At 56.1% G+C, this 24,765-nt stretch carries 30 protein-coding genes, 1 tRNA gene, 2 rRNA genes and 1 pseudogene; 8 read left to right on the top strand and 26 right to left on the bottom strand.

The genetic code is table 11. From position 1 onward, the window contains the following. The 4 genes from VN114_RS01330 to VN114_RS01315 form a co-directional block, all read left to right on the top strand. Positions 1 to 275 (top strand): 23S ribosomal RNA (locus tag VN114_RS01330); the annotation flags it as partial. A 131-nt stretch (positions 276 to 406) separates the two neighbouring features. Next, a 5S ribosomal RNA gene (gene rrf, locus VN114_RS01325) occupies positions 407 to 519 on the top strand. 425 nt (positions 520 to 944) lie between these two features. After that, positions 945 to 2,120 (top strand): acetyl-CoA C-acetyltransferase, encoded by a 1,176-nt coding sequence (locus tag VN114_RS01320; RefSeq protein ID WP_325511201.1) that lies wholly within the window; start codon positions 945 to 947, stop codon positions 2,118 to 2,120. Between the two features lie 34 nt (positions 2,121 to 2,154). Then, the gene (locus VN114_RS01315; RefSeq protein ID WP_325511199.1) at positions 2,155 to 2,841 is read left to right on the top strand and encodes an SDR family oxidoreductase; all 687 of its coding nucleotides are present in this window, start codon (positions 2,155 to 2,157) and stop codon (positions 2,839 to 2,841) included. A 24-nt stretch (positions 2,842 to 2,865) separates the two neighbouring features. Here the strand turns inward: VN114_RS01315 and VN114_RS01310 are convergent, their stop codons facing one another. From VN114_RS01310 to VN114_RS01270, 9 genes are all read right to left on the bottom strand, one after another. Further along, the gene (locus VN114_RS01310; RefSeq protein ID WP_325511198.1) at positions 2,866 to 3,504 is read right to left on the bottom strand and encodes a DsbA family protein; all 639 of its coding nucleotides are present in this window, start codon (positions 3,502 to 3,504) and stop codon (positions 2,866 to 2,868) included. A gap of 39 nt (positions 3,505 to 3,543) precedes the next feature. Beyond that, entirely contained in the window at positions 3,544 to 4,146 is a 603-nt protein-coding gene (locus VN114_RS01305; protein WP_325511196.1) for a 3'-5' exonuclease, read from the bottom strand. A gap of 79 nt (positions 4,147 to 4,225) precedes the next feature. Then, complete coding sequence (locus tag VN114_RS01300; RefSeq protein ID WP_325511194.1) at positions 4,226 to 4,444, bottom strand: RNA-binding S4 domain-containing protein; 219 nt, start codon at positions 4,442 to 4,444, stop codon at positions 4,226 to 4,228. Between the two features lie 14 nt (positions 4,445 to 4,458). Beyond that, positions 4,459 to 4,737 carry a hypothetical protein gene (locus tag VN114_RS01295; protein WP_325511192.1) on the bottom strand — a complete coding sequence of 93 codons (279 nt, stop codon included), beginning with the start codon at positions 4,735 to 4,737 and terminating at the stop codon, positions 4,459 to 4,461. Positions 4,738 to 4,760: 23 nt separating this feature from the next. After that, on the bottom strand, positions 4,761 to 6,191 hold the full coding sequence (gene sbcB, locus VN114_RS01290; protein WP_325511190.1) for an exodeoxyribonuclease I: 1,431 nt from the start codon (positions 6,189 to 6,191) through the stop codon (positions 4,761 to 4,763). A gap of 40 nt (positions 6,192 to 6,231) precedes the next feature. Beyond that, entirely contained in the window at positions 6,232 to 7,209 is a 978-nt protein-coding gene (locus tag VN114_RS01285; protein WP_325511188.1) for a GGDEF domain-containing protein, read from the bottom strand. A 22-nt stretch (positions 7,210 to 7,231) separates the two neighbouring features. Continuing rightward, positions 7,232 to 8,107 (bottom strand): HDOD domain-containing protein, encoded by an 876-nt coding sequence (locus VN114_RS01280; RefSeq protein WP_325511186.1) that lies wholly within the window; start codon positions 8,105 to 8,107, stop codon positions 7,232 to 7,234. Continuing rightward, positions 8,104 to 8,421, bottom strand: coding sequence for a hypothetical protein (locus VN114_RS01275; RefSeq protein ID WP_325511185.1), 318 nt, complete (start codon positions 8,419 to 8,421; stop codon positions 8,104 to 8,106). The genes VN114_RS01280 and VN114_RS01275 overlap by 4 nt, the downstream gene beginning before the upstream one ends. Before the next feature lie 213 nt (positions 8,422 to 8,634). Continuing rightward, the gene (locus VN114_RS01270) at positions 8,635 to 9,771 is read right to left on the bottom strand and encodes a GGDEF domain-containing protein (RefSeq protein WP_325511183.1); all 1,137 of its coding nucleotides are present in this window, start codon (positions 9,769 to 9,771) and stop codon (positions 8,635 to 8,637) included. 265 nt (positions 9,772 to 10,036) lie between these two features. Here VN114_RS01270 and VN114_RS01265 point away from each other — a divergent pair, with 265 nt between their 5' ends. Beyond that, positions 10,037 to 10,495, top strand: coding sequence for a DUF3617 domain-containing protein (locus tag VN114_RS01265; protein ID WP_325511181.1), 459 nt, complete (start codon positions 10,037 to 10,039; stop codon positions 10,493 to 10,495). A 118-nt stretch (positions 10,496 to 10,613) separates the two neighbouring features. Continuing rightward, positions 10,614 to 11,012: a lysozyme inhibitor LprI family protein gene (locus VN114_RS01260; protein WP_414694178.1), complete on the top strand. Its 399-nt coding sequence runs from the start codon at positions 10,614 to 10,616 to the stop codon at positions 11,010 to 11,012. 60 nt (positions 11,013 to 11,072) lie between these two features. On the opposite strand, the gene VN114_RS01255 is transcribed toward VN114_RS01260, so the two are convergent. The 6 genes and pseudogenes from VN114_RS01255 to VN114_RS01230 form a co-directional block, all read right to left on the bottom strand. After that, on the bottom strand, positions 11,073 to 11,462 hold the full coding sequence (locus VN114_RS01255) for a DUF2237 domain-containing protein (protein WP_325511203.1): 390 nt from the start codon (positions 11,460 to 11,462) through the stop codon (positions 11,073 to 11,075). A gap of 64 nt (positions 11,463 to 11,526) precedes the next feature. After that, positions 11,527 to 11,927, bottom strand: a pseudogene (locus tag VN114_RS01250) (DUF2721 domain-containing protein). 257 nt (positions 11,928 to 12,184) lie between these two features. Beyond that, positions 12,185 to 12,670, bottom strand: a complete 486-nt coding sequence (locus VN114_RS01245; protein ID WP_325511179.1) for a hypothetical protein — start codon at positions 12,668 to 12,670, stop codon at positions 12,185 to 12,187. A 16-nt stretch (positions 12,671 to 12,686) separates the two neighbouring features. Then, complete coding sequence (locus tag VN114_RS01240; RefSeq protein WP_325511177.1) at positions 12,687 to 12,884, bottom strand: hypothetical protein; 198 nt, start codon at positions 12,882 to 12,884, stop codon at positions 12,687 to 12,689. An 85-nt stretch (positions 12,885 to 12,969) separates the two neighbouring features. Next, on the bottom strand, positions 12,970 to 13,743 hold the full coding sequence (locus VN114_RS01235; RefSeq protein WP_325511175.1) for a transporter: 774 nt from the start codon (positions 13,741 to 13,743) through the stop codon (positions 12,970 to 12,972). Between the two features lie 117 nt (positions 13,744 to 13,860). Next, positions 13,861 to 15,585 carry a ClcB-like voltage-gated chloride channel protein gene (locus VN114_RS01230; RefSeq protein ID WP_325511173.1) on the bottom strand — a complete coding sequence of 575 codons (1,725 nt, stop codon included), beginning with the start codon at positions 15,583 to 15,585 and terminating at the stop codon, positions 13,861 to 13,863. Between the two features lie 270 nt (positions 15,586 to 15,855). Here VN114_RS01230 and VN114_RS01225 point away from each other — a divergent pair. Then, positions 15,856 to 15,932: transfer RNA gene (locus VN114_RS01225), tRNA-Pro, on the top strand. Between the two features lie 135 nt (positions 15,933 to 16,067). On the opposite strand, the gene VN114_RS01220 is transcribed toward VN114_RS01225, so the two are convergent. From VN114_RS01220 to VN114_RS01185, 8 genes are all read right to left on the bottom strand, one after another. After that, positions 16,068 to 16,646, bottom strand: a complete 579-nt coding sequence (locus VN114_RS01220) for a YceI family protein (protein WP_325511171.1) — start codon at positions 16,644 to 16,646, stop codon at positions 16,068 to 16,070. A gap of 61 nt (positions 16,647 to 16,707) precedes the next feature. Then, on the bottom strand, positions 16,708 to 17,337 hold the full coding sequence (gene wrbA / locus VN114_RS01215; protein ID WP_325511169.1) for an NAD(P)H:quinone oxidoreductase: 630 nt from the start codon (positions 17,335 to 17,337) through the stop codon (positions 16,708 to 16,710). A 226-nt stretch (positions 17,338 to 17,563) separates the two neighbouring features. After that, entirely contained in the window at positions 17,564 to 18,484 is a 921-nt protein-coding gene (locus tag VN114_RS01210; RefSeq protein ID WP_325511168.1) for a LysR family transcriptional regulator, read from the bottom strand. 111 nt (positions 18,485 to 18,595) lie between these two features. Beyond that, entirely contained in the window at positions 18,596 to 19,303 is a 708-nt protein-coding gene (locus tag VN114_RS01205; protein WP_325511166.1) for an anti-sigma factor, read from the bottom strand. After that, positions 19,300 to 19,860, bottom strand: coding sequence for a sigma-70 family RNA polymerase sigma factor (locus VN114_RS01200; RefSeq protein ID WP_325511164.1), 561 nt, complete (start codon positions 19,858 to 19,860; stop codon positions 19,300 to 19,302). The genes VN114_RS01205 and VN114_RS01200 overlap by 4 nt, the downstream gene beginning before the upstream one ends. 144 nt (positions 19,861 to 20,004) lie before the next feature. Then, on the bottom strand, positions 20,005 to 20,568 hold the full coding sequence (locus VN114_RS01195) for a DUF3455 domain-containing protein (RefSeq protein ID WP_325511162.1): 564 nt from the start codon (positions 20,566 to 20,568) through the stop codon (positions 20,005 to 20,007). Positions 20,569 to 20,749: 181 nt separating this feature from the next. Further along, complete coding sequence (locus tag VN114_RS01190) at positions 20,750 to 21,133, bottom strand: hypothetical protein (protein ID WP_325511160.1); 384 nt, start codon at positions 21,131 to 21,133, stop codon at positions 20,750 to 20,752. Between the two features lie 153 nt (positions 21,134 to 21,286). Next, entirely contained in the window at positions 21,287 to 22,504 is a 1,218-nt protein-coding gene (locus tag VN114_RS01185; protein ID WP_325511158.1) for an MFS transporter, read from the bottom strand. 102 nt (positions 22,505 to 22,606) lie between these two features. Between VN114_RS01185 and VN114_RS01180 the strand changes: the two genes are divergently transcribed. Beyond that, the gene (locus tag VN114_RS01180; protein ID WP_325511156.1) at positions 22,607 to 23,563 is read left to right on the top strand and encodes a LysR family transcriptional regulator; all 957 of its coding nucleotides are present in this window, start codon (positions 22,607 to 22,609) and stop codon (positions 23,561 to 23,563) included. A gap of 50 nt (positions 23,564 to 23,613) precedes the next feature. On the opposite strand, the gene VN114_RS01175 is transcribed toward VN114_RS01180, so the two are convergent. The 3 genes from VN114_RS01175 to VN114_RS01165 all read right to left on the bottom strand — a co-directional run. Further along, positions 23,614 to 23,859, bottom strand: a complete 246-nt coding sequence (locus tag VN114_RS01175; RefSeq protein WP_325511154.1) for a hypothetical protein — start codon at positions 23,857 to 23,859, stop codon at positions 23,614 to 23,616. A gap of 40 nt (positions 23,860 to 23,899) precedes the next feature. Further along, complete coding sequence (locus VN114_RS01170) at positions 23,900 to 24,283, bottom strand: VOC family protein (protein WP_325511152.1); 384 nt, start codon at positions 24,281 to 24,283, stop codon at positions 23,900 to 23,902. Positions 24,284 to 24,287: 4 nt separating this feature from the next. Next, positions 24,288 to 24,765, bottom strand: a 478-nt coding sequence (locus VN114_RS01165; RefSeq protein ID WP_325511150.1) for a nuclease-related domain-containing protein, incomplete at its 5' end; no start/stop codon positions are given.

Genomic DNA, 24,765 nt, shown 5'->3' with positions numbered 1-24,765 from the left:
TGGAAATTTGAAGGGGGCTGCTCCTAGTACGAGAGGACCGGAGTGGACGAACCTCTGGTGTACCGGTTGTCACGCCAGTGGCATTGCCGGGTAGCTAAGTTCGGAAGAGATAACCGCTGAAAGCATCTAAGCGGGAAACTTGCCTTGAGATGAGATTTCCCGGAGCTTTAAGCTCCTTGAAGGGTCGTTCGAGACCAGGACGTTGATAGGCTGGGTGTGGAAGTGCAGTAATGCATTAAGCTAACCAGTACTAATTGCCCGTAAGGCTTGTCCCTATAACATTGATAGTTATAGTTCAGTTATGTGTTCGCCAGTGCGACACAATCATTACCAAATTTACTTCTTCCAGATTGCGTTGTTTGCTCTCGCCAGTTCAACGGTGAAGCAGGCAATGTTACAAGTTATGCCTGATGACCATAGCGAGTTGGTACCACCCCTTCCCATCCCGAACAGGACCGTGAAACGACTTTGCGCCGATGATAGTGCTGCAACCAGTGTGAAAGTAGGTCATCGTCAGGCTTTTATTCAGAAAACCCCCTTCCAGTCATCTGGTCGGGGGTTTTTGCTTTTATGCCTGCTTGCGCCGAGTCTCTCGCTTCTGAAACAACTTCCAACTCCGGAGTGAAGGGGCAGCGTACAGCGAAACATCCCCACCTCTCAACACCCCCTCCCATCCCCCTCATAATTCAACTGACCAGTCGCAAAAACTGAGTAAGATTCCTCTCTCGCTTCTCCTCCTTTTACATCGCGCATTTCTTCGCTCATAGTCAGCATAGTGACTTCAGCAACTCCAAGTTAGTCGTCTTCTTCTTTGCCTTATCCATAGCGTTACATTGCGTTACTCTGTGCGATTGTTTTTGTATCGAATTTTAGATACCGTTCGTAAGGTATTTTGCTTCTGCAAAGCGCAGGATCACTTCGTCACCCCTGTATGAGAGATTTCAATGAATGATGTCGTCATCGTCGTTGCAGGTCGCACTGCGGTCGGAAAATTCGGAGGGGAATTATCGACCATGCCGGCGACCGAGTTGGGGGCGTACGTCATCAGACACCTGCTTGCAAAATTGGATATCGATGCCCGGATGATCGACGAAGTCATCATGGGGCAGGTACTCGCTGCGGGATGTGGGCAAAACCCGGCACGGCAAGCAGCGATTCGGGCCGGATTGCGGGACTTGATTCCGGGGTTCACGATCAACAAGGTATGTGGAAGCGGATTGAAGGCAGTCCACCTTGCGGCACAATCGATCAAATGCGGTGATGCACAAATAGTGATTGCCGGCGGACAGGAAAACATGAGCAGGGCGCCGCATGTGCTGAACGATTTGCGCAACGGCGTTCGGATGGGAGATGCCGAACTGATCGATACCATGATCGTCGATGGCTTATGGGATGCGTATCACCACTATCACATGGGCGTGACCGCAGAAAACATCGCTAAGAAATTTGCCATATCACGTGCAGAACAAGACGAGTTTGCATTCGTATCGCAACAAAAGGCAGAAGCTGCGCAAAAGGATGGCAGATTCAAGGAAGAAATTATCCCTATCGAACTGCGGACAACAAAGGGAAAAATCATTGTCGATACAGACGAGCACCCAAGACATGGCATAACGCTGGCATCGCTGGCTGCACTCAAGCCTGCATTCTCGGAAAATGGAACGGTGACGGCTGGAAATGCATCGGGCATCAACGATGGTGCCGCAGCGGTAATTCTGATGTCCTCCACCAGGGCAAATGAGCTGGGATTGAAGCCGTTGGCAAAGATCAGGGCCTATTCATCTGCGGGCGTTGATCCAGCTTATATGGGAATGGGGCCGGTGCCGGCAGCGCATTTGTGTTTAAAAAAAGCTGGTTGGACGCATCAGGACGTAGATCTACTGGAAATCAATGAGGCATTTGCGGCACAAGCCATCGCAGTCAATCGGGAAATGGGCTGGGATGTGCGAAAAATCAACGTAAATGGAGGCGCCATCGCACTTGGTCATCCAATTGGCGCGTCCGGTTGCCGGATTTTTGTCACGCTCATTCATGAAATGATTCGCCAGGATGTGCGACGCGGCTTGGCCAGCTTGTGCATTGGTGGCGGGATGGGGGTCGCCCTGGCAATTGAACGATGAGTGTAACTTCACCGAAAACGCAAAAGAGAAAAACATGACGCGTGCTGTTCTGCTCATCGGGGACGCAGATAATTTGTGTGAAGTAATTTGCGCCAGACTTGGCGCGCTGGATTATCGTGTCGTTGCCATGCTCGATACAACGAATCAGCGAAAGAGCGAATGGCTCGCGTCGTTGAGCATGCGCGGTTGCGATTTGCAAGCATGCTTTTGCAATACCGAAAACAGTGATGACATAAGACAAGGTATTGATTCGCTTGAACAGCAGGCAGGTCCGATTGATGTGCTTGTCCTGATTCGAAAAGAGTACGCCCATTCAAAGAAACTTTTCGCCTTGCTCAGGGAAATGAGCGAGAACATGTCAGCACGCGGTCAAGGTCGTATCGTCGCCATTGATTGTGCTCAAAGTGCGGAGGGGAAAGAGGGAAAAATTTCTGCTGCCTTGCAGGATCAGGAAACCGCGATCGCGACTTTTGCGAAGACCCTTGCTTCAGAAATCGCGCTAAGGAAAGTCACCGTGAATGTAGTTACCGCAGGTCGTATCGGGAAAATGAAGGGAGCTGCCGCCAGATCAGGGATGGAAGGATCGGCACCGCATCTTTCTACTGACGATCTTGATCAGGATCAGGAAATAGCCGGGCTGATTGCCTATCTGATTTCGGATGAAGCGGCTGCCATTTGCGGTGCAAACATCGTCGTCAATAGCGGTCGTTATATGCGTTGACGGTGCGCAAAGCACAACTTCATTTCAGGCGGTGCGATCGATAACGGCTTGCAGGCGATCAACCAGTACTTCCGTACGCACAAAGCCGGAAGTGATCAGATGCAGTTCTCCGGCATGCTCCAGCACCAGCGTTGGAAAACCGTGAACACCCCAGCGTTGCGTCTGGGCGAAATCTGCCTGTGTCGCAGCCTTCGCCTCGTCGGATTCGAAGGTTTCGAGGAAGCCTGCCTCATCGATATCGAAGCCACTATCCTGCAGGATCTTGACGGCGATGGATGCAAGAATGCTTCCTTTTGTCGTATCCATTCCTTCAGCATAAAAGCCGTGCTGGATCGCATGGAACACATCGAGTGCTGCCTGCGGTGCGAGCAGCCCGGTTGCCACGACCGCGCGGCATGCAGGTTCGGTGTCGTAGATGAATCCATCCTGCGACAGAGCCTTGTCAGAGAACGGCAAGCCGCTGGTTTCGGCTACCTTTTCCCAATGAGACAGTAGCGTCGTTTTCAACTGTTCATCCATGACTTCCGTGTTGTAAGCACGCAGACCACCGACAATCAGTTCCAGTTGCGTGTCCGGCAGACCAGACAACAACGTCGTCAATTCGGGGCCGAAGCCATAGCACCATGAACACATTGGGTCGGCGATGTAGATCAGTCTGGTCATGGTGCAATTTTCCTGTTGTCAGAATGTTTGGAGGATACGCTAACTGCGTGCAGTGGCAAGAGCAGCCGGAACGGTATCAACCGGTTTTGGCCTTTGGCGCAGTTTGCTGACAGCTTGTGCAAATACCTCGGACGGCAGTGTATTGCCAAGCTTGCGCCAGAGTTGCCACAACAGATCGGCATCCGCCAGAGCGCGATGTCGTGCCTGCGGAACAAGTGCATGACGTGCGATCAGCGTATCCAGATTGTGCTTTTTCTCTTCCGGGAATAACGCACGCGATAACCGGACGGTGCACAACATGTCCGATTGCAAGGCCTGATCGTTACGCAAAAATGCCTGATGCAGAAAACCGTAATCGAAGCGGACATTGTGTGCGATGAACAAGCCGTCGGCTAGCCGGCTCTGCAATTCGTCGGCCACGGTTGCAAACGGCGGCGCATTGGCGACCATGTCATCGTCGATGCCGGTGAGCTGCTGGATGAATGACGGAATGGATATGCCGGGGTTGACGAAGCTCGACCAGCGATCGACATTGCCGTCGATATCGACCGTAATAATGCCGATCTCGGTAATGCGATCGTTGATCTGATTGGCGCCAGTTGTTTCCAGATCGACAAAATGCAGCTTTTCTGTTGATGTCATTCCGTTAATTTTCTACCATTCGGGAGACGTGAGGCGAGGAAAGAGAGCACGCTAGTTTATGCAGTGATTTATGCAGCGCTTATACGGTACGCACCGTGATGCGCACGTCTCCCAATGTGACGGTCTGACCCGAGCGGATCTTGCAGGTCTTGCGCAATTCGGTCTTTCCGTCGACTTTCACGTTGCCGCTGGCGACAATCATCTTGCCGGCACCGCCGCTTTCGCACAATCCAGCCAGTTTAAGTAGCTGGTTCAATTCGACGTATTCGTCGTTCAATTCAAAATCGAGTTTTTGCATTGGTTTTTTCATCGTCAGGTTTTAGCGAGGGATTGCTGCGCCTTGTCGAGCCAGGTATGCAGCGTTGCGAGCAAGTCGATCTGGCTGAAAGAGCAGCTTTCCTCAGTGAACAGGCTGCCGGCTTCCAGACGACCCAGCAGGTCTTCCATCACATCGCCGAAACGTGGCGGCAATGCGGAAAGCAGTGGTGTCTGCGCGCGCCATATCCGGCAGAAATCGGCGACGGAAAGGTTGTCCTGACGGATCGCGTGCAGCGCGTTGCGTAGGTCGAGCAATGTTTTTTCGTGTGGCATGGCAAGTGGACAAAGAAGCAGGTTCAGGCGCGCGCGGGCGCAATCGATTCTGCGTAATCGTACAACGCGCCGAGAATTTCTTCTCCGCGTTCGTCGACCGTTTCGGATAATTGATCGATTTCGGCAAACAGCATCTCGATCGTGCGTGCGCCGCCGTCACCATCGAACAATCGCGCTGCACGATGTTCTTCCCAGCGTTCCAGTTCATCAGTCGACAATGTGTGCGGAAAATTGCGCGCGCGATAACGCCAGAAAATCTCTTCCAGACGTACATCATTGAAGCTGGGATTGGCCGTGGCCAGTTTATCCGGCGGCAGTGCACGCATTTCCTGCAGCAGGCGGCGATCGTTGTTGCCAATGAAACCACCGTATAAATCTTCATCGACGTCTGGTGTTGCTTCCTGCGGGCGATGGAACACCTCCTGCCAGATTGCGCTCATGTCCGGCGTTGCTGCCGCAATATCGGCGTGCCGCAATGCGGTTTCCATGTCGATGCGCCATTGCGTACGCATGTCGTCCGACAAGGTCTTCAGACTGCTGATGACGATCGGTGATTTGTTCAGATGAATGGTTTTGATCGGCAGGCGAGAAACATTTTCCGGCAATGCATCGGCCTTGCTGAACATGCGCAACCGGATCGTCTCGGCATCCAGTGACGCCAGTTCGGTCGGATCTTCGGCGAGATCCCAGACGATTACCTCGTTCTTGTTGGTTGGGTGGACGGCCAGCGGCCAGACAATGCCGACGCAACCGCGTTCGACCGGGAACATGCCGGTGATGTGCAGGAAAGGGCGCCGTAGAGGCAGGCCGATTTCCGTCGCAACCTTGTCTTTCTTGTGCAGGCTCAGGCAGAAGTCGAACAGTTTGGGCTGGCGGTCACGGATCAATCGCGCCATCGCAATAGTCGCGCGTACGTCGGACAGGGCATCGTGCGCGGTTTCGTGGCCGATGCCGTTTGCTTTCGTCAGGTCCTCCAGGCGGAAACTCGGCCGCCCGTCGGGATGCTTCGGCCATTCGATGCCTTCCGGACGCAACGCGAAGGCGGTACGGACGACGTCGAGAATATCCCAGCGCCCGCAGTTGTTTTGCCATTCACGCGCGTACGGATCGATCAGGTTGCGCCAGAACAGGAAGCGCGTGATTTCATCGTCGAAACGAATCGTGTTGTAGCCGACGCCAATCGTGCCTGTCTCGGATAGAAGGCGTTCGATTTCGGCGGCGAATTGGTATTCGGGAATGCCGCGTTCCAGACAGACTTGCGGCGTAATGCCGGTGATCAGACATGATTGTGGATCGGGAAGGAAATCATTGGCAGGTTTGCAGTACAGCATGACCGGTTCGCCGATTTCGTTCAGGTCGGTATCAGTACGGATGGCGGCAAATTGCGCCGGGCGATCACGCCTTGGCTGCGCACCGAATGTTTCGTAGTCGTGCCAGAGAAAAGTATGTGCCATCTATCGGTAAGTGAATGATTGAGTATGTGACTGAATGTGCTCAGAAGGCGATGCGGTTGCGGCCGGCTTCCTTGGCGCGATACAACGCAGCATCGGCAACGGCGATCAGCGCATTGGCATCCTGATGCGGTGCGAGCGTCGCCACGCCGAACGAAGCGGTCATGTGCGGCAGTGGTGCACGCATGTCGTCGAACACAATGGCTTCGCGCATGCGCTCACACAAGCGTTGTGCAACCATGCGGGCCGTGGCCTGATTGCTGTCGGGAAGGATAACCAGCAATTCCTCGCCGCCATAGCGAACCGCAAAATCGCTGGGACGCAGCGCTGCGCTCAGCACACCGGCGGCGGTGCGCAACGCCTGGTCACCGACCAGATGGCCATGACTGTCGTTGAAATTCTTGAAATGATCCAGATCGATCATGATCAGAGACAGCGCTCGTTGTGTTGCATGTGCCTCGTCGATCAGCACCGACAGCCGGTCATTGAACCATGCGCGATTGTGCAAACCGGTCAAGCCGTCGACCATCGACAGTTGCCGATAGAATTCACCGACTTTTTCCCGACGACGCAATTGCGCGTTGGCAGCCCGCAGGCGAAACGACAGTTGACGCAGCAGATTGCGTGCGACACCTTCTGCTTCGTCGATCAACTGCCACAGTTTGTGCGATTCAATGATCAGCAGATCCGTTTCTTCCAGTGCGGTCAACGTATGCGTGTGTACGGCATCGTCGAGTACCGATAATTCGCCGATGCTTTCGCCGGGCAGAATCTTCTCGGTGCGGGTCTGGCGTGCATGATTGCCCGGCGCGTCATCGATCACCGTATTGCCGAGCGCGCCGCGCAATATGATATAGACACACGCCTGGCCGTCGTGCAGGACGGGGATCTGCTGCCCGCTCTGAAAACGGGCAACAGCGCATTGCGCCAGCATTGCAGGCACAGCGGGATCAGTGATGTTCTCAAACAGATACAGGCCGCCGATGTCGTGGCCGGACGCGGCAAAGGTGGTCGATTCCAACGTACGCTTTCTATTCCGCTTTCTATTCGTTCGTCAGCAAGACACGACTCACTTCTTCGAACATCAGTTCGGTTTCGTGAAACACGTGCTGATAGACATCCTCGCTCAATCCAAGGCCTTCCCACGCATTTGGCGAAACGGGTGGCACCAGGTCATTGTCTTCTCCGGAAAGATCGAGCGCATGCACGATGGCATTGGCGACGTGCACGATGGAGGCGAGTGAATGGACTTTTTGAAATTCGGGATTGTGATGGCCGGCAATGGCGTAACGGATCGAATCGGAAAAATGCCAGTATTCCGCCAGCGCTTCGCCAGCGACGGCATGGTCGACTCCCATTACTGTGCGTTCTGCATCAAGCCATTGGCAATCGTGCGCATCGCGATAGGCGACGACCGCTTCATATTCGCGCCGGAAATAGGTCGCCAGCAACAGCCGGCCGATATCGTGCAACAAGCCGGCGGTAAATGCGTAATCCTGGTTTACGTGCAGGTGCACGGCGAGCACGCGCGCACAGACAGCGGTCGCGATGGCATGTCGCCACAACACCGAAAAATCGAGTGCGGGGCAGCTGCCGGGCGGGAAATATCCGGTGAGCGCGGTAGCCGTCACGACATGGCGCACGGAATCGACGCCGATCAATGTAATGGCCTGCTGGATGGTGGTGACGCGCGCCTGCAATCCGTAGAACGGTGAATTCGCAAAACGCAATGTCTTGGCCGTCAGTGCCTGATCGAGCGAAACCTTGCGTGCGATGATATGGATATCGACTTCGTCGGAGTGGGAGTTCTTCAGCACGTCCTGCACGATCGCAGGCAAGGCGGGCAGATCGCGAATCTGCCGCAGGACCTGGTCGAAGTGCACGCGATGCACGTTCGGTTCCGGCGCAGAAGTCGTCATTTTTCCCCCAGCCGGAAGTTACTGATGTAGTCGTATAACAAGCCATTGGCTTGGCTATGATCGAGCCGGCGGAACAGACGTTCGATACGCATTTGAAAATGCGCGCGCTGCTGCTTCATTTCTTCTTCCGTCAGTTCGCCGGCGACGATGCGAAGCGAATCCACGTGATGTCGTTGCAGCGAAGTGATTGTTTGCTCGGTGAGCGTTGCCCCTTTCGGCAATAGCGTATGCCCTTGCGAATCCAGCAGGTCGTCGGACAGGACCATGCCCGGTTCTACCTCTGCCAGTGCCAGTTGCTTGTGAATGATGCTCACGCTCGCCTCGTCATATGATTTCCGGCTAGCTTACCACCGGTGATGCCTGTTTCTAATGGATATATCGGCTGAATGGACGGGAATATGAGGCTCATCTCCATGGCTGTGTAGAAATGCAAAATCGTCAGGATATGGATGTAACTGTTTCGCCGCAAATATTGCTTTCTTCTCACTGTCATGACCGTCTTGATGTGTCTTCAAAACCGCCTGAAGTCAGACGCAGAAACGGTCACGTCCCTGGCTTTTTGCCTCGTACAGCGCAGCATCGGCGCGCTGGATCAGTTGCGTCCACGTGCAATTGCCATTTGCAGGCAAGGTGGCCAGTCCTGCACTGATGGTGACCTGATGTTGCCCGAGAAAACGGTAATCGCGTACCGCTTCGATCAGTCGCCGGCCGATGTCGGCCGCATCGTCGGCATCGACATCCGGCAACACGATGAGAAACTCTTCTCCGCCGTAGCGACCGACCAGGTCGATGGTGCGACAGGTGCGCGTCAGAATGCAGGCGACTTCCGTGATGACTGCGTCGCCTGCCGCATGGCCAAACTCGTCATTGAAGTGCTTGAACAGATCAATATCGATGAAGGCAACTGTCAGATTGCGCTGCAATCGTATGGCAAGACTCAACTCGCGCTCGCCGGCGATGACGATGGCTCGGCGGTTCAACAACTTGCTTAATTCATCATATGTCGCCAGATGGCGGTTTTCCTCGACGATGCGTTCGAAATACAGCAGTGGCAGCCCGATCGAAAACAGGAAGGAGCCGACAATCGGCACCAGATAGGCGGCGACGATTTCCAGCGTCGAGCGATGCAACTGTGCGGTGCCCAGCAGTTCGATGGCAGCGATTGCCAGTTTCAGCAGATGGCTCGATAGCAGCAGAACGATTGCGCCCGGCACGAGTGCCTGGACAAAGGTACGCGGCATTCCCTGTCCACGCCACACTGCATGCAGGCTCAGACCAAGCAACATGACGACCGTGCCGGAAAACAGTGGCGTGCGTTGTCGCGGGGTGGTGTCGAACATCAGCATCGATGCCAGCAGGAGCGCAAACAGCAGGCAGATGTACCATCCCAGTCTTTGCGGCGGTTTTTTATAGAAAGCGAGAATGCCCTGCCACTGATAGGTCATGCCGATCATGACGAGGACGCTGCCGATCAGGAGGACGAGGGTGTTTGCAGCGCGATGGCTGAAGATGGCGATGAGCACGCCGACGGCAATACAGATGCCGGAAAGCGCCCAGTATTTCGTGCATTTTTCCGATGGGGCTGCGAAGTAAAACCCTGCCATGACCAGCGCAACGCAACATTGCACAAGGATCAGGGCAGTACCTGCAGTAAGAGAATCCATATCCGACCCAAGTTGAACCGGCATGAATGCATATGCATCCCGTAACCTATTCTAGCTGCACCTGTTGATGACCGGCAATAAATCCGAGCAGAATCTGCACGTGTTGTATGTACGGTGGCCGGTTGCCGCGATTATTGGCCAGCGGTAGGATGCGGAATCATTTCCATTCTTGCAAGAGAGGAGTTTTTCCATGATCAAGGTTACCGCCTCGGTTTTAACATTGTCCCTGTCTTTGGTCTTAATCCCGGCGACTGCGGCCGGCAACATGAAGGCGGGTTTATGGGAACTGACGACACAATCCGCCCTGACAAAAAACATGCCGAAAATTTCGCCCGAGCAGATCGAGCAGTTGAAGCAAATGGGCGTCGACATTTCACAATTGCAATCCGGTGCCGTTGTCGGCAAGGTGTGCGTCACGCAGGAAATGGCCGAGCGCGAGGAGTTGCCGCCGTTGAATGAGAAGGAGGCCGGCTGCGAAATCACCAAGCAGTCGCGCAATGGCGCAACCTACCTGATGGACATGCGTTGCAATAATGCGGACTTGAATGGAACAGGTACCTCCAAGACTGTTTTTGCCAATAGCGAGAGCTTCAGTTCCACTGCAAATTTCAGCGGGACGGTGAGAGGGCTGCCCGTCAACGATCGCGTCGATACCAGCGGTAAATGGGTCGGACCTGATTGCGGTTCGATCAAACCGATTCCTGAAGCAATGCAGAAAAAATAGGTTTTCACCGATTGCTCATTATGGTCGGGACTATATAGTCCGATGCATCGGCGAACGATTTCGGAGAGCGCAACGATGAAGAGGTTTTTGAAAGACCGGCACGTCAACCGGAGCGAAAATGAAGCGTAGGGCCTCGTTGTTGACGGTATGGATCTGTGTGGCGGGCGTGCACCTGTCGGCACATGCACAGGTCGCCAGCTTCGATTGCGCGAAAGCGGCGACACCGACGGAGCATGCAATCTGCAGTACTCCGGCATTGGGCGAAAAAGATATCCGCATGGCGACGTATTACCGGATTTTGCAGGACGTATCGCCGGCGGTAAGCGGCATGGCTTATCGTGAATTTCGCGGCGGCATACAGGATGCGCAAACGACATGGATGAAACGCCAGCGTGATGTATGCAAGGACGATGCGACATGTCTGGCGCAGGCTTACGATCAGCGTATCAAGGTATTGCACGACACACTGATGAAGAACGTCGGCATCACATACGGGCGCATGTGTGATGGCGGTTGATGCGGTTGATTCGGTGAGGAAGGTGAATCGTGACAACGACGGCTGTTTGCCGCCATCGACTCATTCTTCCGGCATCACATAAGCGTGCTTGCGCAGCTCTTCCAGCGAGACGATTTCGAGCATTTCCTGATTCGTGCTTTCCAGCACGACCTTCGGCGCTACCCCGGCCCGCCATGCTTCCACCCAGCGACTGGCGCACAGACACCACTGATCGCCCGGCTGCAATCCGGGGAATCCCCATTCCGGCCGCGGCGTGGACAGATCGTTACCGCAAGACGTGCTGAATGCGAGGAAGGTTGCGGTCATCACCACGCAGGCAAGATGTTCACCGACGTCATCATCGCAGGTCTTGCAGCAGCCATCGCGGAAAAAGCCGGTCACGGGATTAAAGGAACAGGGAACCAGCGGTTCGCCAAAAACGTTCTTGGCGACAGGAAAGCGTTGCGTCATCTTCGTCATCGTTGTTGCGTTTGAAGTCGTCAACTTTACCACGCACGACGCGATTGCGATGTGGTCAGCGATGCTGTTCCAGACCCAGCTCCATGTCCTCCAGCTCGATCTCGATTGCCTTCGTGCTGATCACGATTTCATATAGCGATACCAGCAGCGACAGCACCAGCATTGACAGACTGCAGCCGAACACGATCTCCGCGATCTCGATCTGCTTGATGTAAATCAAAAACATCGAGAGCGCACAAGGATGAAGCCGGTAACAGCCATCATCTGCATCCGACGAATCAGGTTGATGCGAACGCGCAGATTGTCGATCTGGCGCGTCACCACATCCTTGTCACCCGACTGGTATTTGGCATGCAGTTGCCGGATCACTTGTGCGGTCGACAGAAAGCGGTTGGTGTACGCGGCAAGCAGCAGCGAAATGGCGGGAAAAAGCAGGGCAGGCGTTGTCAGGTTCATGGCGGTATCGTCAAGTTCAAATGAACATGCGTTACCGATGCAAGAAATGCGCCTGAAGTGGAACACATGACGAAACTCCACGATGAGTGCGAGCCACTTTTACGGACCGGAGATGTCAACCGGAGGCGTACGAACGACCCTTGCTCTCGCATGGAAATCAGTATGGGTATGGGCCAGCTGGCGTGGCCTGTGGGCTTGTGTGGCCAAGCCAATCAGACGCGCAAGAATGACGGCGAAGGAACAGTGACGAATCAACCTTATTGGCGCAGCGTATTCGGCGAGGGCATCGACGCGGTGGTTGGGGTCCTGTCGGTCCAGCGCCGCGCAATGAGTGCGCACAATGCGCCGGCGAACATGCTGCAGAAAAGAATGACGGAGTAAAACGTGACGTTGTCTTTCTGCAGGAGAAGGAACAGGCACACGGTCAGCAATCCGGATACGGTGCCCGACAGCATGCCTACCGTAAACGTTTGCAGCTTCGTTCGGCCTGCCGTGATGGTACTCAGGCGTACGGCTATCCATTGATAGATGATGCCGCACAAAGCTGCAGGTACGATGCCGATCAAGTATGAAAACATGAGCGCAGCCACGCCGGGGAAGTGGATGCCGGCACCCGAAAGCGCCGTCATCAATCCGGCTATCGTCATCGGAATGGCAAACGGCAAGCCGCCGATAGCCGGTCCCGCTAACGTGAAAAGCAGGACGATCTTGATGCGATTGCGTGCAGAGAGAGACAAGGGCATTGGCGTTGGACGAAAATCAGTTCAACGCAGCCTTGGCCGCTTCTTCCGGCGTCAGGCCGTCGTAATACTGGTCGGTGAACCATTCGACCTCTTCCTCGATGTGATCCTGTGCCTGCTCCAGTGTCGCACCGCCGGCAACGAGAAATTTTTCCACTTCGATGCACCAGGCAATCAGCGCTTCGGTTTCAGGATCCAGTTCGGGCTTCTTTGCCATGACATGCCTTTTTATCTATTTGGTTGCATTGAAAGAGGCGACAGCGTACCCGATTGTTGCAATCGATGCGCACTCGCAGTGACAACTATTGCCTGAAATTGGCGATCGGTACCACGATGCCCGTGAAGAACGACCAATCCTGCGAGGCGCTGTTCAAACCCTTGGCGACGCCGAAATCGATCGCCATGCGCGGCGTCGGACTGTAGGTCAGCGCAGCCAGTGCGAGCGTCGTGTTGCGTGTGCCGCTTTGGTGCGTGCCGGACAGCTCGCCGGTTGCCGTCCATTTTTCGGAAATCGGCGTGGAGAAAGACGAAGCCCAGCCGGCCTGCGTGCGGCCGGTGCCTGGATCGATGGCGCCCAGACGCGTTGCGTTCAGGTTCAAATCCATGTGCACGTCGCCCACGTCCTTGCTGAAGATGCCATTCAGCGTGTAATCCGATTTGCCGCTGCCCAGGCTGTCTTTTGCAGTCGGTGCCTTTGCCGTGAATTCGATGCCGAAACCGGTAGCGTCGTCGATCAGGAATGCACGTTTCAACGTCACGGTCGTATCGCCGAAACCGCTGTGCCTGTCACCATCATCGTCGCGTGCCGATACCAGCGCATCGCCGCCAAGCAGCACGCCCCATTCTTCCGAGAAGGCCAGCTTCAATTGATAGGGCAGGCTGTTGCTCCGGCCGTTATCGGTTTTTTCCGACAGACCGCCGACTTCCAGTTCAAGCTGGCCCGGCGCGGGCAATTGTGCGGGGGAAGCGACGGACGGACGATACGGCGTGACCGGCGGGCCATCGTCGGCGAATGCAGGTGCGGCGGCCACAATGGCGACAATGCATGCGACATGCAATCGTGCGCAAAACTGCATGCACTTTTTTCGTGATTGTCGTTGGCTCATCGCATCCCCTTGCGTGCTGTGTGTTGTTTGTTTTTCCGTCAATTAGATGGCCCGTTTTTTTCTGACGCCTTCGCCGGCCCGATCTTGTCAACTCAATCGGTAATACGCGTCCAGCAGCGACGTCTTGTAAATCGCACCGAGCAGAACCGGATCGTCGATGCTTTGCACGATCGGCAGACGTTCGCCCTGATGGGTGAGAAAACGTTGCAATGCTTCGCTCAATGACATCTCCGGTGTAATCACCGGCAGGAAGTCGCGACGCAGATAATCGGCGGCTGTTTTGTGCTGCTCCGCCGGATCGCCGGTCAGCACCGAGGTCAGATCCTGCAATGCCACCTGTCCCTGCAAGCGATTGTGTTCATTGACGATGTAGATGTATTTGACCGAATGTTCGATGAAGGTACGTGTCAATTCATCCAGCGTTGCCGTCAGCGGCAGCACCGTTTCTGCCGGGCGGATCAGTTCACGCATCTGCGTCTTGCGCAATCGCAGCCGATCCTGCTCTTCGCGATTGCGCTTGATGATGATTTCGTACATCGACGAGGAATCGATGCTGCGCGCGATGAAATACGCGACCACGCACGACAGCATCAGCGGCAGCATGACCTGATAGCTGAGCGTCATTTCAAAGATCATCAGGATCGCCATCAACGGTGCGCTGGTCGCCGCCGCCAAAAACGCACCCATGCCGACGATCGCATACGTGAACGGTGCCGACACCGCCTGTGGCAGCAGCGCCTGCATTGCCTGGCCGAACAGCAAGCCCATTGCCGCGCCCATGAACAGCGTCGGCGTGAATACGCCACCTACTGCACCGGAACCGGTCGTCAACGCGGTTGCGACCAGTTTGAACACCAGAATGGTCAGCACCGCCGTCCACAGCCATTGATCGTGCAGTAGCGAATTGACCACGCTGTAACCGTTGCCCCAGACCTGCGGTACCCATACCGACAGAATGCCGACCAGCAGGCCGCCGATGCCCAATCGCACAGGCAACGGCAAGCCACTTTTCTGGAACCGTTTTTTCGTGCCATCAAGGATGCGCAGGAACTGCGGTGCCGCCACGCCGGCCACGACGCCGAGACCGATGAACAGCAGCACTTCGACGCCCGCAATATCCTGAAAGGCCGGCATCTGGTACGCCGGCTGATAACCGGGAAACTCGCGCATCGTGATGTTCGCCACCACCGCCGCCACCAGCACCGGGCCGAAGCTGGCCATCGCGATCGAACCCAGGACGATTTCGGTCACGAAGAACGCGCCTGCAATCGGTGCGTTATAGGCAGAGGCCAGTCCGGCCGCAGCGCCGCATGCCACCAGAAGACGCAGGCGCGACGGTTCGAGACGAACGGTGCGGCCCGTCACCGATGCGCACATCGCCGCCAGTTGCACCATTGCGCCTTCGCGTCCGATAGAACCACCGGACACAATCGAGCTGAACGAAGACAGGCTGCGTAACATCGTCTGCCGTACCGAGATATGACCGTCGCCGACAGCCACCGCTTCCATGTAATCCGACTTGATGCCGGCGGTGTAGCGATTGGCCAGCACGAGAAAGAGACCAGCGATCACGCCACCCGCCGCCGGCAGAATCACACGCATCTGCCACGGCAGGGTTTGCGCCATCTCGACGAAAGAGCCGCTGTGTCCGACCAGCAGGTGCTGCATTGCCGCGAGACCGTCTCGAAACGCGATCGTCGACAGTGCGCCCAGCACACCGACCACGCCGGCGTACAGCAGCATCAGATGCACTTCCGACAGGCGGAACAGGCGCTGCACGTAGCTGACGGTTTTCAGAAAGAATGTCGGCATGGATGACTAAATGAGTGACTGAACGCGTGACGGATCAGGGCAAACCGGTATGAATGAAGTGTCCGCGCTGCACGATGTCCTGAAGGTCAGACACCGTGCAACGATATCGATGAGTCGCCCTGCATTGTGCAGCACGATGTGCTGCATGCACAAGTTTCACCTGTGCGCCGCTTGTCAGTGAAATTGAACTTGATCTAGAATAAAACCAAGCGCATGAACACCACAATGCGGCACCACCGACGTCGCATCGCATGCGTCATCAAGCCAAGTCGGGGTGTAGCTCAGCCCGGTAGAGTACTGCGTTCGGGACGCAGGAGTCGGAGGTTCGAATCCTCTCACCCCGACCAGATTGGCTGAACGATTTTCTCCAGGACGAATTTCCGGTTGCCATGTGCGGGCTGGACAACGCTTCAAATAAAAAACGGCGGAACAGGTCATCCTGTTCCGCCGTTTTTCGTTAAGCGCGAAATCTGCTTCGGCGCTTATTGCTTGACTGCTTCTACCGGAATATCGATTGTCACTTCGTCGCTGACATACGGCGCATATTTTCCGGCGTTGAATTCGGAGCGCTTGATGACCACGGTGGCATTCGCGCCGATCGCATCTTTCTTCAGCATCGGATGTGGCATCGCCTGGAACGATGTCACTTTCAGCACGACCGGTTTGGTCACACCCTTGATCGTCAGATTGCCTTCGATCGTCGAAGGCTTGTCACCTTCGAAATTGACTTTCGTCGACTTGAACGTGGCGGTTGGATACTTGGCGGTGTCGAAGAAGTCGGTGCCCTGGATGTGTTCGTTGAACACGGAGGAGCCGGTGTCGACCGATTTGGTGTCGATCGTGATGTCGACCGAACCCGTTTTTGCGACCTTGTCGTACGTGATCGTGCCGGTCGTCTTGTCGAAACGACTCATTTGCGTCGAATAGCCAAGGTGACTGTACGAGAAGCGCGGCAGCGTGTGCGAGCCGTCGATGACGAAGGTTTCCGGAGCGGCCAGAGCAGGTGCGGTGACGGCGGCTGCAAATGCGGCTGCCAGTGAGAGTTTGAGCAATTGGTTCATGTAATTCCCTTGTTATTGAAGTTGTTCTTGAATGCCGGTGATTGGATTGCAATTCTGCCGATCAGTTCGCCAATGCGCGCGCCTTGTCGACCGGCACACGCTGCTTGATCGCGACTTCCGCGACGTGTTTGCCCTGGAAGCGGGCCAGTTCCAGTTCGTTCTTGCTTGGCTGGCGCGAGCCGTCGCCGCTGGCGATGGTGGATGCGCCGTACGGGCTGCCGCCTGTGATTTCGTCGGTGCGCATCTGGCCTTGTGCCGAATACGGCAGGCCGACCACGACCATGCCGTGATGCAGCAGCACCGGGACGCTGGCGAGAATGGTCGATTCCTGTCCGCCGTGCTGGGTAGCCGTCGACGTGAAGATCGAGCCGACCTTGCCGATCAACTTGCCTTCAAACCACAGGCCGCCGGTTTGATCGAGGAAGTTTTTCATCTGTGCAGCCATGTTGCCGAAGCGGGTCGGCGTGCCGATGATGATCGCGTCGTAGTCGGCCAGTTCGGTCGGCGTGGCGATCGGCGCTTTCTGGTCGAGCTTGAAGTTCTGGCTGCGCGCAACGTCTTCCGGCACCAGTTCCGGCACGCGCTTGATGGCGACTTCTGCGCCGGCGTCGCGCACGCCGTCGGCGACGGCAGCAGCCATTTGTTCGATGTGGCCGTAGCTCGAGTAGTAAAGCACGAGTACCTTTGTCATGAAGCGGCTCCTTCAGTTGAATTAGTCGAGGATTGGTCAAAGCGCCAAGCCATTTCAATTCGCAATGGTGTTGGCAAGACAGCAAAGGGTATGCCGATCAAGGGCGTTCGGGAAGACGTGCAGCGATCAAATCAGTGTTCGCAAAAGTGGAACGCCAAAGCCAGAATTTGATTGAATGTGCGGAACAATCGCCAGGAAGGCGAAAGGCGGAATCGCCTCATGAAGCTTACCTTCCGTACCGTGCAGGACGTTCCCACACAGGTTCCTTGCCGAAACGTTCCACCAGCAGATCGATCAATCGCCGCAAGCGCGCCGGCACGTGCGGCCCGGGCGGGCGCACGATGTAAAAGCCGATTTCCGGCATCGTGTAATCGGTCAGAACTTCCACCAGCCGACCGGACTGCACACTGTCGTACGCAAGAAAAATCGGTACCGCGACCACGCCCAATCCCATTTCCGCAGCGCGTACCAGCGCATCGCCGCTGTCCGTACGGAAGCGACCGGCCGGCATGATCGAATGGCGCTTGCGACCTTTCTGAAATACCAGCGGTGCGCGTTCGCGCTGGCCGGTATAGACGAGGAATTCATGGTCGCGCAGATCGTCGGGAGTCTTCAGTTCGGGATGTGTCGCAATGTACTCAGGACTCGCCAGTACCGAGGCGCGTATCGACGCGATGCGACGCGATATCAGCGTGGAATCCTTCAGTGTGCCGAGCCGCACTGCCGCGTCGAACCCTTCGCCAACCAGGTCGACGGTACGGTCGCTGTAGACCGCATCGACTTCCAGTCGCGGATGTTCCATCGCCATTTCCGCCAGGATCGGCGTGATGAAACGGATGCCGAAATAGGCCGGCAGCGTGATGCGCAACTTCCCGACGATTTCACCGCGCTGGCTCGCCATCGACTCGCGTGCCTGATTCAGTTCCGCAAGAATCCGCTCGCCATGTAGTTTGAACGCAATACCTGATTCGGTTGGCGTGATGCCGCGTGTCGTGCGGTGCAAAAGCGGTGTACCGAGATCGTCTTCCAGCCGTGCAATGCGACGACTGACAATCGATTTGGAAATGCCGAGATGACGCGCTGCCCGCGCAAAGCCGCCCTTGTCCAGCACTTCGACAAACGCGCGAATATCATCCAGTTCCGACATGTGACCGCTCCTTGTGAACAGCGGTATCTTAGTCGGGATTGTCAGGCGGCGCTTGCATCAAGACATTCACGACGGTCGAACGAATCGAGCGGAAGCTGCACATCTGGAACGTCAGATTGCCTTGACCGCCTTGCCGATAAACAGTATCGGACCGGTCGGTTTTCCCGTATTCGAACCTGTGCTCGGTTCGAGCGTGATTTCGAATAGCTGGTTTGCCTGCAGCGGCGGCAACCGATCGAGCGTCACGCGTTGCGATTGCCCGGGTTTGACGAGGCCCAGCGAGACAGGGCCTTTCCAGTCGCTACCCTTGGTCCAGAATTGCAAAGCCTTCTGTTGCGGTACATCGGTCTGAACCAGCGGAATCAGTTCAAGCTGCCCGGTGTTGGCGACTTCGACGATCCAGCCCGGCGTCAGGTCTTGCGGCGAAACCAGCACCACCATGAACCCGGGCGTTTTTTGCGGAGCGATCAACTGGTTCATCATCAATACTGCAAGTACAGCGGTCGCGGCAAATCCACCTGCCGCCAGCCAGCGCCACAGCACAAGGTTGTTCCACCATTGCTGCCAGCCACCGGCTTCCCTGACCCGACGCGGCATCGGCAGGCTTTGTTCGATGCGAACCCATAGATGCGGCGAAGGCTGCTGCGGTTCGGCAAGCGAGGTCAATGGCTGCAGACGCCGTTCCCATTCATCGACGGCGGCGCGCAATGCCGGTTCGTTCGGCAGGCGACGTTCCACTTCCTGCCTGCGCGACAGGCTCAATGTGCCGATGACATATTCACCGGCCAGTTGCTGAAGTTCCTCGGACGATTCGTTCATGCCATGCACTCCCGCAGCGCGTTCAGGCCGCGTTTTATCCAGGCTTTCACCGAGCCTAGCGGCGCCTTCAATCGTTCTGCAATTTCACTGTGCGAACAGCCATCGATGTATGCATACAGAATGCTGGCCCGTTTGGCGCCATCCAGATGGGCAAGGCAGTCGTTGAGTTTGCCCAGGCTGGCATTCAGTTCGAAGGCCGTTTCTGCGGCGCCATTGGCAGCGTCTTCCTGCATCAATGCGTCGACGGCTTCGTCATCGACAGATACTTCTCGTTCACGAGAACGCACAGTGTTGAGCGCCTGGTGTCGAACAATCGAGTAAATCCAGCCACGTGCTTCACCACGATCGGGATCGAAGCTTGTCGCGCGCGTCCAGATGTTGACGAATGCATCGTGCAATACATCTTCTGCCAGCGTTCGCTGGCGCACGATCCGCATCGCAACGCCGAGCAGATAACGGCTTTCGTGTTGATAGAGACGATGCAGTGCAGTACGGTCGCCGGTTGCGCATCCATGCAGCGCGGCATCGTAATCGAAAAGAGGGGCGGCGGTAGACAAGATAGTCGGCAGTCTGAAAAGAAATCGGATTGGCCGGTCTGCAAAATGAACCTGTCGGCAGTTGGCTGATTATAGCCAACGCCTTGCCTGTCCTTCGTTTTGCAGTGTCCCCGGAGGACTGGCGACACTGCATCGACACGGAAGTTACGCTGCTTTCCAGAAAATATAATCGGCCTGATAGCGCACGGTTTGTTTGCTGCCTTTGGTCGTTGCATCACACAAACCGTTCGGTGCAACGCCGCCCTTGGTCGCTGTACGCTGGATGTATGTCACGCCGGTCATTGCACCATTGCCGACAGCCGAGTTTGCCTTCACCAGCTGAAACGGAATGTTGCCGGTACCACCGGGCGCGACTGCAAGCTGCGTTCCGGTCAGCTTCGATCCATCCATATGTTCCCAGGTCGCTGGCGGGCCATAGTACTTGCCGACCTGCTTGCCGCCGCGATCGTTCAGCACGGCATCCGGACCTGCGAATGTCCATTCGAACTGTCCGGCCATGTCTTTCTTTGTGCGACATTCATAGGTGATATCGCCGATTCCCACCGTTTGCATGGCAACACGATTGCCGTCGGGTACCTTGACCGCATCCGGCAGATCGTTTTGCGAATGCATGGACGACATCGACGAGCAGGCTGACAGTAAAGCGGCAGAAACGAGAACAGACAGCGAGGCAATGCGCGGTGCGGAAGCGAAATGGCCGTTTTTCATGATGGACTCCTGGATAGTTGTAAGAGGTATCAGCCATCTGAGGCTGATACCTGTACTACCCGCCAGATGCCTGTTTGGATGCACCTGGATGAAAATATTTTTTCGTGGTGTTAAACGTGTGTGCGTTGCGTAAACATACGCAGCGCGCATGATCAACGTGGCGATGCATCATGTCGGCACATCATGTCCGCACAAACAGCGTCGTCAGTGGCGCATCGCCGACGATCCGGCTGCGATGGCCGTGTACCGTAGGGTCGAATGTCGCGCCGTCCGGCAACGTATCGTTGGAGAAAAAGTGATCGCCGGCCTTGAAGATGCGTGCCGTGCCGTCGCGCAGGCCGATTTCCATTTCGCCGCTCAACACGATCAGCCACTGCGCCGTCGTCGTGCAGTGGAAGTCGCTGCTCACACCGGGCGGGCTGTGGCGAACCTGAAATCCTCCGGAAGGAAACAGTTCCGACAACAAGGCTTTCGGCGAGCCGCCGGGCATGGCGATCTCTTCTTCGCGAAATTTGGCGAAGCCGTCGGTGTCGGTATAGAGGACGATGTTCTTGAATGTGGTCATGGCAATAAGGGAAAGAGAAAGCGGACACGATAAAACAAAACCGGATGTCTGCGATTGTGTCGATCGCATCGACACAATCGCGAACATCCGGTAGAAGGCAGATTCAACGCATGTCGGACGCCATCGTAGCGTCCGCATGCTGCAGTCTGTGGTTTACGCGTGACGGTCTTTTCGCATGCGCACTGCCAATGCAGCCAGCGATGACAAGGTCGCCAATGTCACCACACCCGGCCAGCCCCACTGCGCCAGCACCAGGCTTCCCAGGGCCGCGCCGGACGCCATGCCGATGAACATGCCGGTGAACAGCAGCGCATTCAGACGGCTGCGCGAACCCGGATCGATGCCGAACACCAGCGTTTGATGTGCGACCAAGGTTGCCTGCACGCCGAAGTCGAAGCCGATGGTACTGGCGACGATCAATGCAAGTTGCAGATGCGGAGGCATCAACGGCGCCAGCCACATGACGGCGAACGAAATCGCAGCCAGGCCTGCACCGAGACGCGTGACCAGTTCCGGGCCGCTGCGATCGGAGAGGCGACCGGCCAGCGGTGCTGCCATCGCGCCGGCTGCACCGGCCAGACCGAATGCGCCGGCCGCTGCGCTGCCAAGATGAAAAGGTTCTGCGTGCAGCATCACGGCAAGTGTCGACCAGAATGCACTGAAACCGACTGCCAGCAAACCTTGCGCCAACGCCGCCTGACGCAACGTCGGATGCCGGCGCCACAACTCGACCATCGAGCCCAGCAATGCGCCGTATCCCAGTTGCGTCGTTGGCTTAAAGCGCGGCAAGCCTCGCCATGCGACCACCGCAATCATCGCCACGCTGATCGCCGCCACGATATACACCATGCGCCAGCCGAATTGCGCAGCGCCAAGGCCGCTGACCACGCGCGACAGCAGAATGCCGAGCAGCAGACCGGTCATCACCGTGCCGACGATCTTGCCGCGCTGCGCGTCCGGTGCCAATGTCGCCGCGGCCGGCACGATGTCCTGCGCCATGGTCGCCATCAATCCGATCATCAGACTGGCGGCCAGCAACAACGAGATATTGGGAGCCAGGCCGCTGAACAGCAAGGCCAGGGAAAGCAGCGCAGCCTTGATCAGGATGATGCTGCGACGATCATAGCGATCGCCCAATGGCGCCAACAGCATGATCCCGAACGCGTAACCGAGTTGCGTCAGCGTCGGCACGAGGCCGATCATGCGGTCGCTGGCGTGGATGTCCGCGCCCAGCACGCCGAGCATCGGCTGGCTGTAATAAAGCGATGCAACGCTGAGACCGGCTCCGGTTGCCAGCAGCAGGATCAGTGATGTCGGGAGATCGTGTTTTTCAGCCACGGGATTGATATGTATCGATTGAATAACAGACATGATAGGTTTCCTTCGGTATTTCTTATGCGATGCTTGCATTCTCCTCCTGCATAAACATGCGCGGTAGTGGTCTTAAACGCACATTTGTTATACGCTAAACGCATGACCAAGACTGAAAATCAATCCGGCAACCCCGGCGTAGACCGTATCGAGCTGATGCAGACCTTCGTCCGCATCGTCGAGACGGGGAGCCTGTCGGCCGCAGCCGAGCAACTCAACACCAGCCAGCCCACGGTCAGCCGCCGCTTGCAGACGCTGGAACGCATGCTGGGTTTGCGCCTGTTGCAGCGTTCCACACATGTGATGAAGCTGACCGAAGACGGCGAGCGCTGCTTCGCGCACGCCAAGGATCTGCTGGACAACTGGAAAGCGATGGACGCCGATCTGCGCGGAACGCAGGACGAGCCGGAAGGCACGTTGCGCGTGCTGGTGCCGCATGCGTTCGGCCAGCATCAATTGATTACACCGCTGGTCGACTATCTTCAACGCTATCCGCGCGTATCGGTCGAATGGCTGTTGCAGGACCGGCGACCTGACTTTATCGCGGAAGGGATTGACTGCGCGATTCAGGCCGGCGTCGTGGACAATCCGTCCGTCGTCGCCATCAAGCTGTTCGACGTGCCGCGCATCGTCGTGGCCTCGCCGGAATTGCTGAAAGGTAGAAAGCATCCGCTGCAGGTGGAGCAACTGAATGAGCTGTCGTGGCTCGCGTTTCGCATTTTCTATCGTGACGAAGTCGAACTGACGCGGCAGCCGGATGGCAAGGTACATCGCTTCCGGATTCAACCTCGCATGAGTACGGACAGCCTGTTCGCGTTGCGCAATGCCATTCTCAGCGGCCTTGGCGTCGGGATTGTTTCAGCGTGGCTAGTGGCGGACGATCTGGCGCAGGGCAGGCTGGTGCAGCTGGTGCCTGAATGGCATGCCGCGTCGTTTCCCATTTATCTTGTGTATCCGCATGCGCGCTTTTATCCGGCCAGACTGCGGCTGTTCCTCGACGCGATACGCGCCACGATGCCGTTGATCGACGACAAAAAGCCGGCGGGCACTATTGCGTAAATCAGCGATTTACGCTGAACGATGGATGCGTGTCCATCATTCTGATCGTCCTACGATGAAGAATGCGTGCCGGATTTAAGCAGTGTTTCTGCCGCGGCCAATGCACCTGCTTCCGCCTCTTCTCTGCTCATGAACGTCTCGTTGACGCAGACATGTTGATGCGGAAAAATATTATTGCGGTGCATGGGATTGTTCGATGGTCCGTAGATCGCCAGATACGCCGCCCATTGTTTCGTGCCGGCCACCTGCACCGCTTCGTATTCAATATCGTGATCGCCAATTTTTCCGGATTGCATGGAATCTCCTTTTACGGCTATACGACAGTCTTGCACAAGATCAGCCGGCCGACACCGGCGCCGTCACGAATTCGATCATCACTCCCGGCGTCGGCGTGACAAACAACTGGCGTTCGCCGGTCGCCGGTAATGCGGTGGCCCTGTATTCGACGTCGTCTTCCTGCAGCCGCGCGATCAATTTTTCCCAATTCGTTTCGGTTTCAACGCGAAACGCAATGTGATCGATGCGCGAAGAACTCTTTGCAGGAGGATGATCGGAATTGCTCTTGATCAAATGAATGACGGGTTTGCCGCCTTCATACAGCCAGTGTCCTTCAAAAGAGAAGGGGGGTCTTGCGCCATCGGTCAGGCCGACGATGTGGCAAAAGAAGTGACGTACCGATTCAAGATGCGGCGTAACGACGGTGGCGTGATCGAGTTTCATACGCCTATTTTGCCGTAAAAGGCGAAATTTTTTTCTGGGGATAACCGGACGGCTCGACATCGCGACAACGTTGTTCGATTTGATGAACAATGCGTTGCATTTGTTCAGGATTGAGCGGCGTTCCTGTTGTCGAATTTTTTAAGAATCCGCGTATGTTTTTTCCGCTGACGAGTAGTACATCACTCCGTGTCTTGTTTTCTACCCACCAGCCAGGCAATGCCAGAACGGGCCGCACATCAACTCGTTCTGCACTGGCTTTTGCAAGCCAATCCTTGAGCCACTTCGCATTACGCCGTACTTGTTCTACCGGTTTCGTTTCCTTGTGTGACGGAAAATTAAGCATTTTCCCATCGAAGTCTACGCGTGCATTCGATTTTCCGTCTTCCAGCGCGTATTTGGCTCGGCTCTTTGTTTCGATACAAAACACGCCTGCAGGCGAAACGACAATATGGTCAATGTTGAAGTTTTCACCTTGAAGATCG

The organism is Oxalicibacterium sp. (assembly GCF_035565035.1).
Taxonomy (GTDB): Bacteria; Pseudomonadota; Gammaproteobacteria; order Burkholderiales; family Burkholderiaceae_D; genus Oxalicibacterium.
This window is presented reverse-complemented; position numbering and strand designations above follow the sequence as displayed.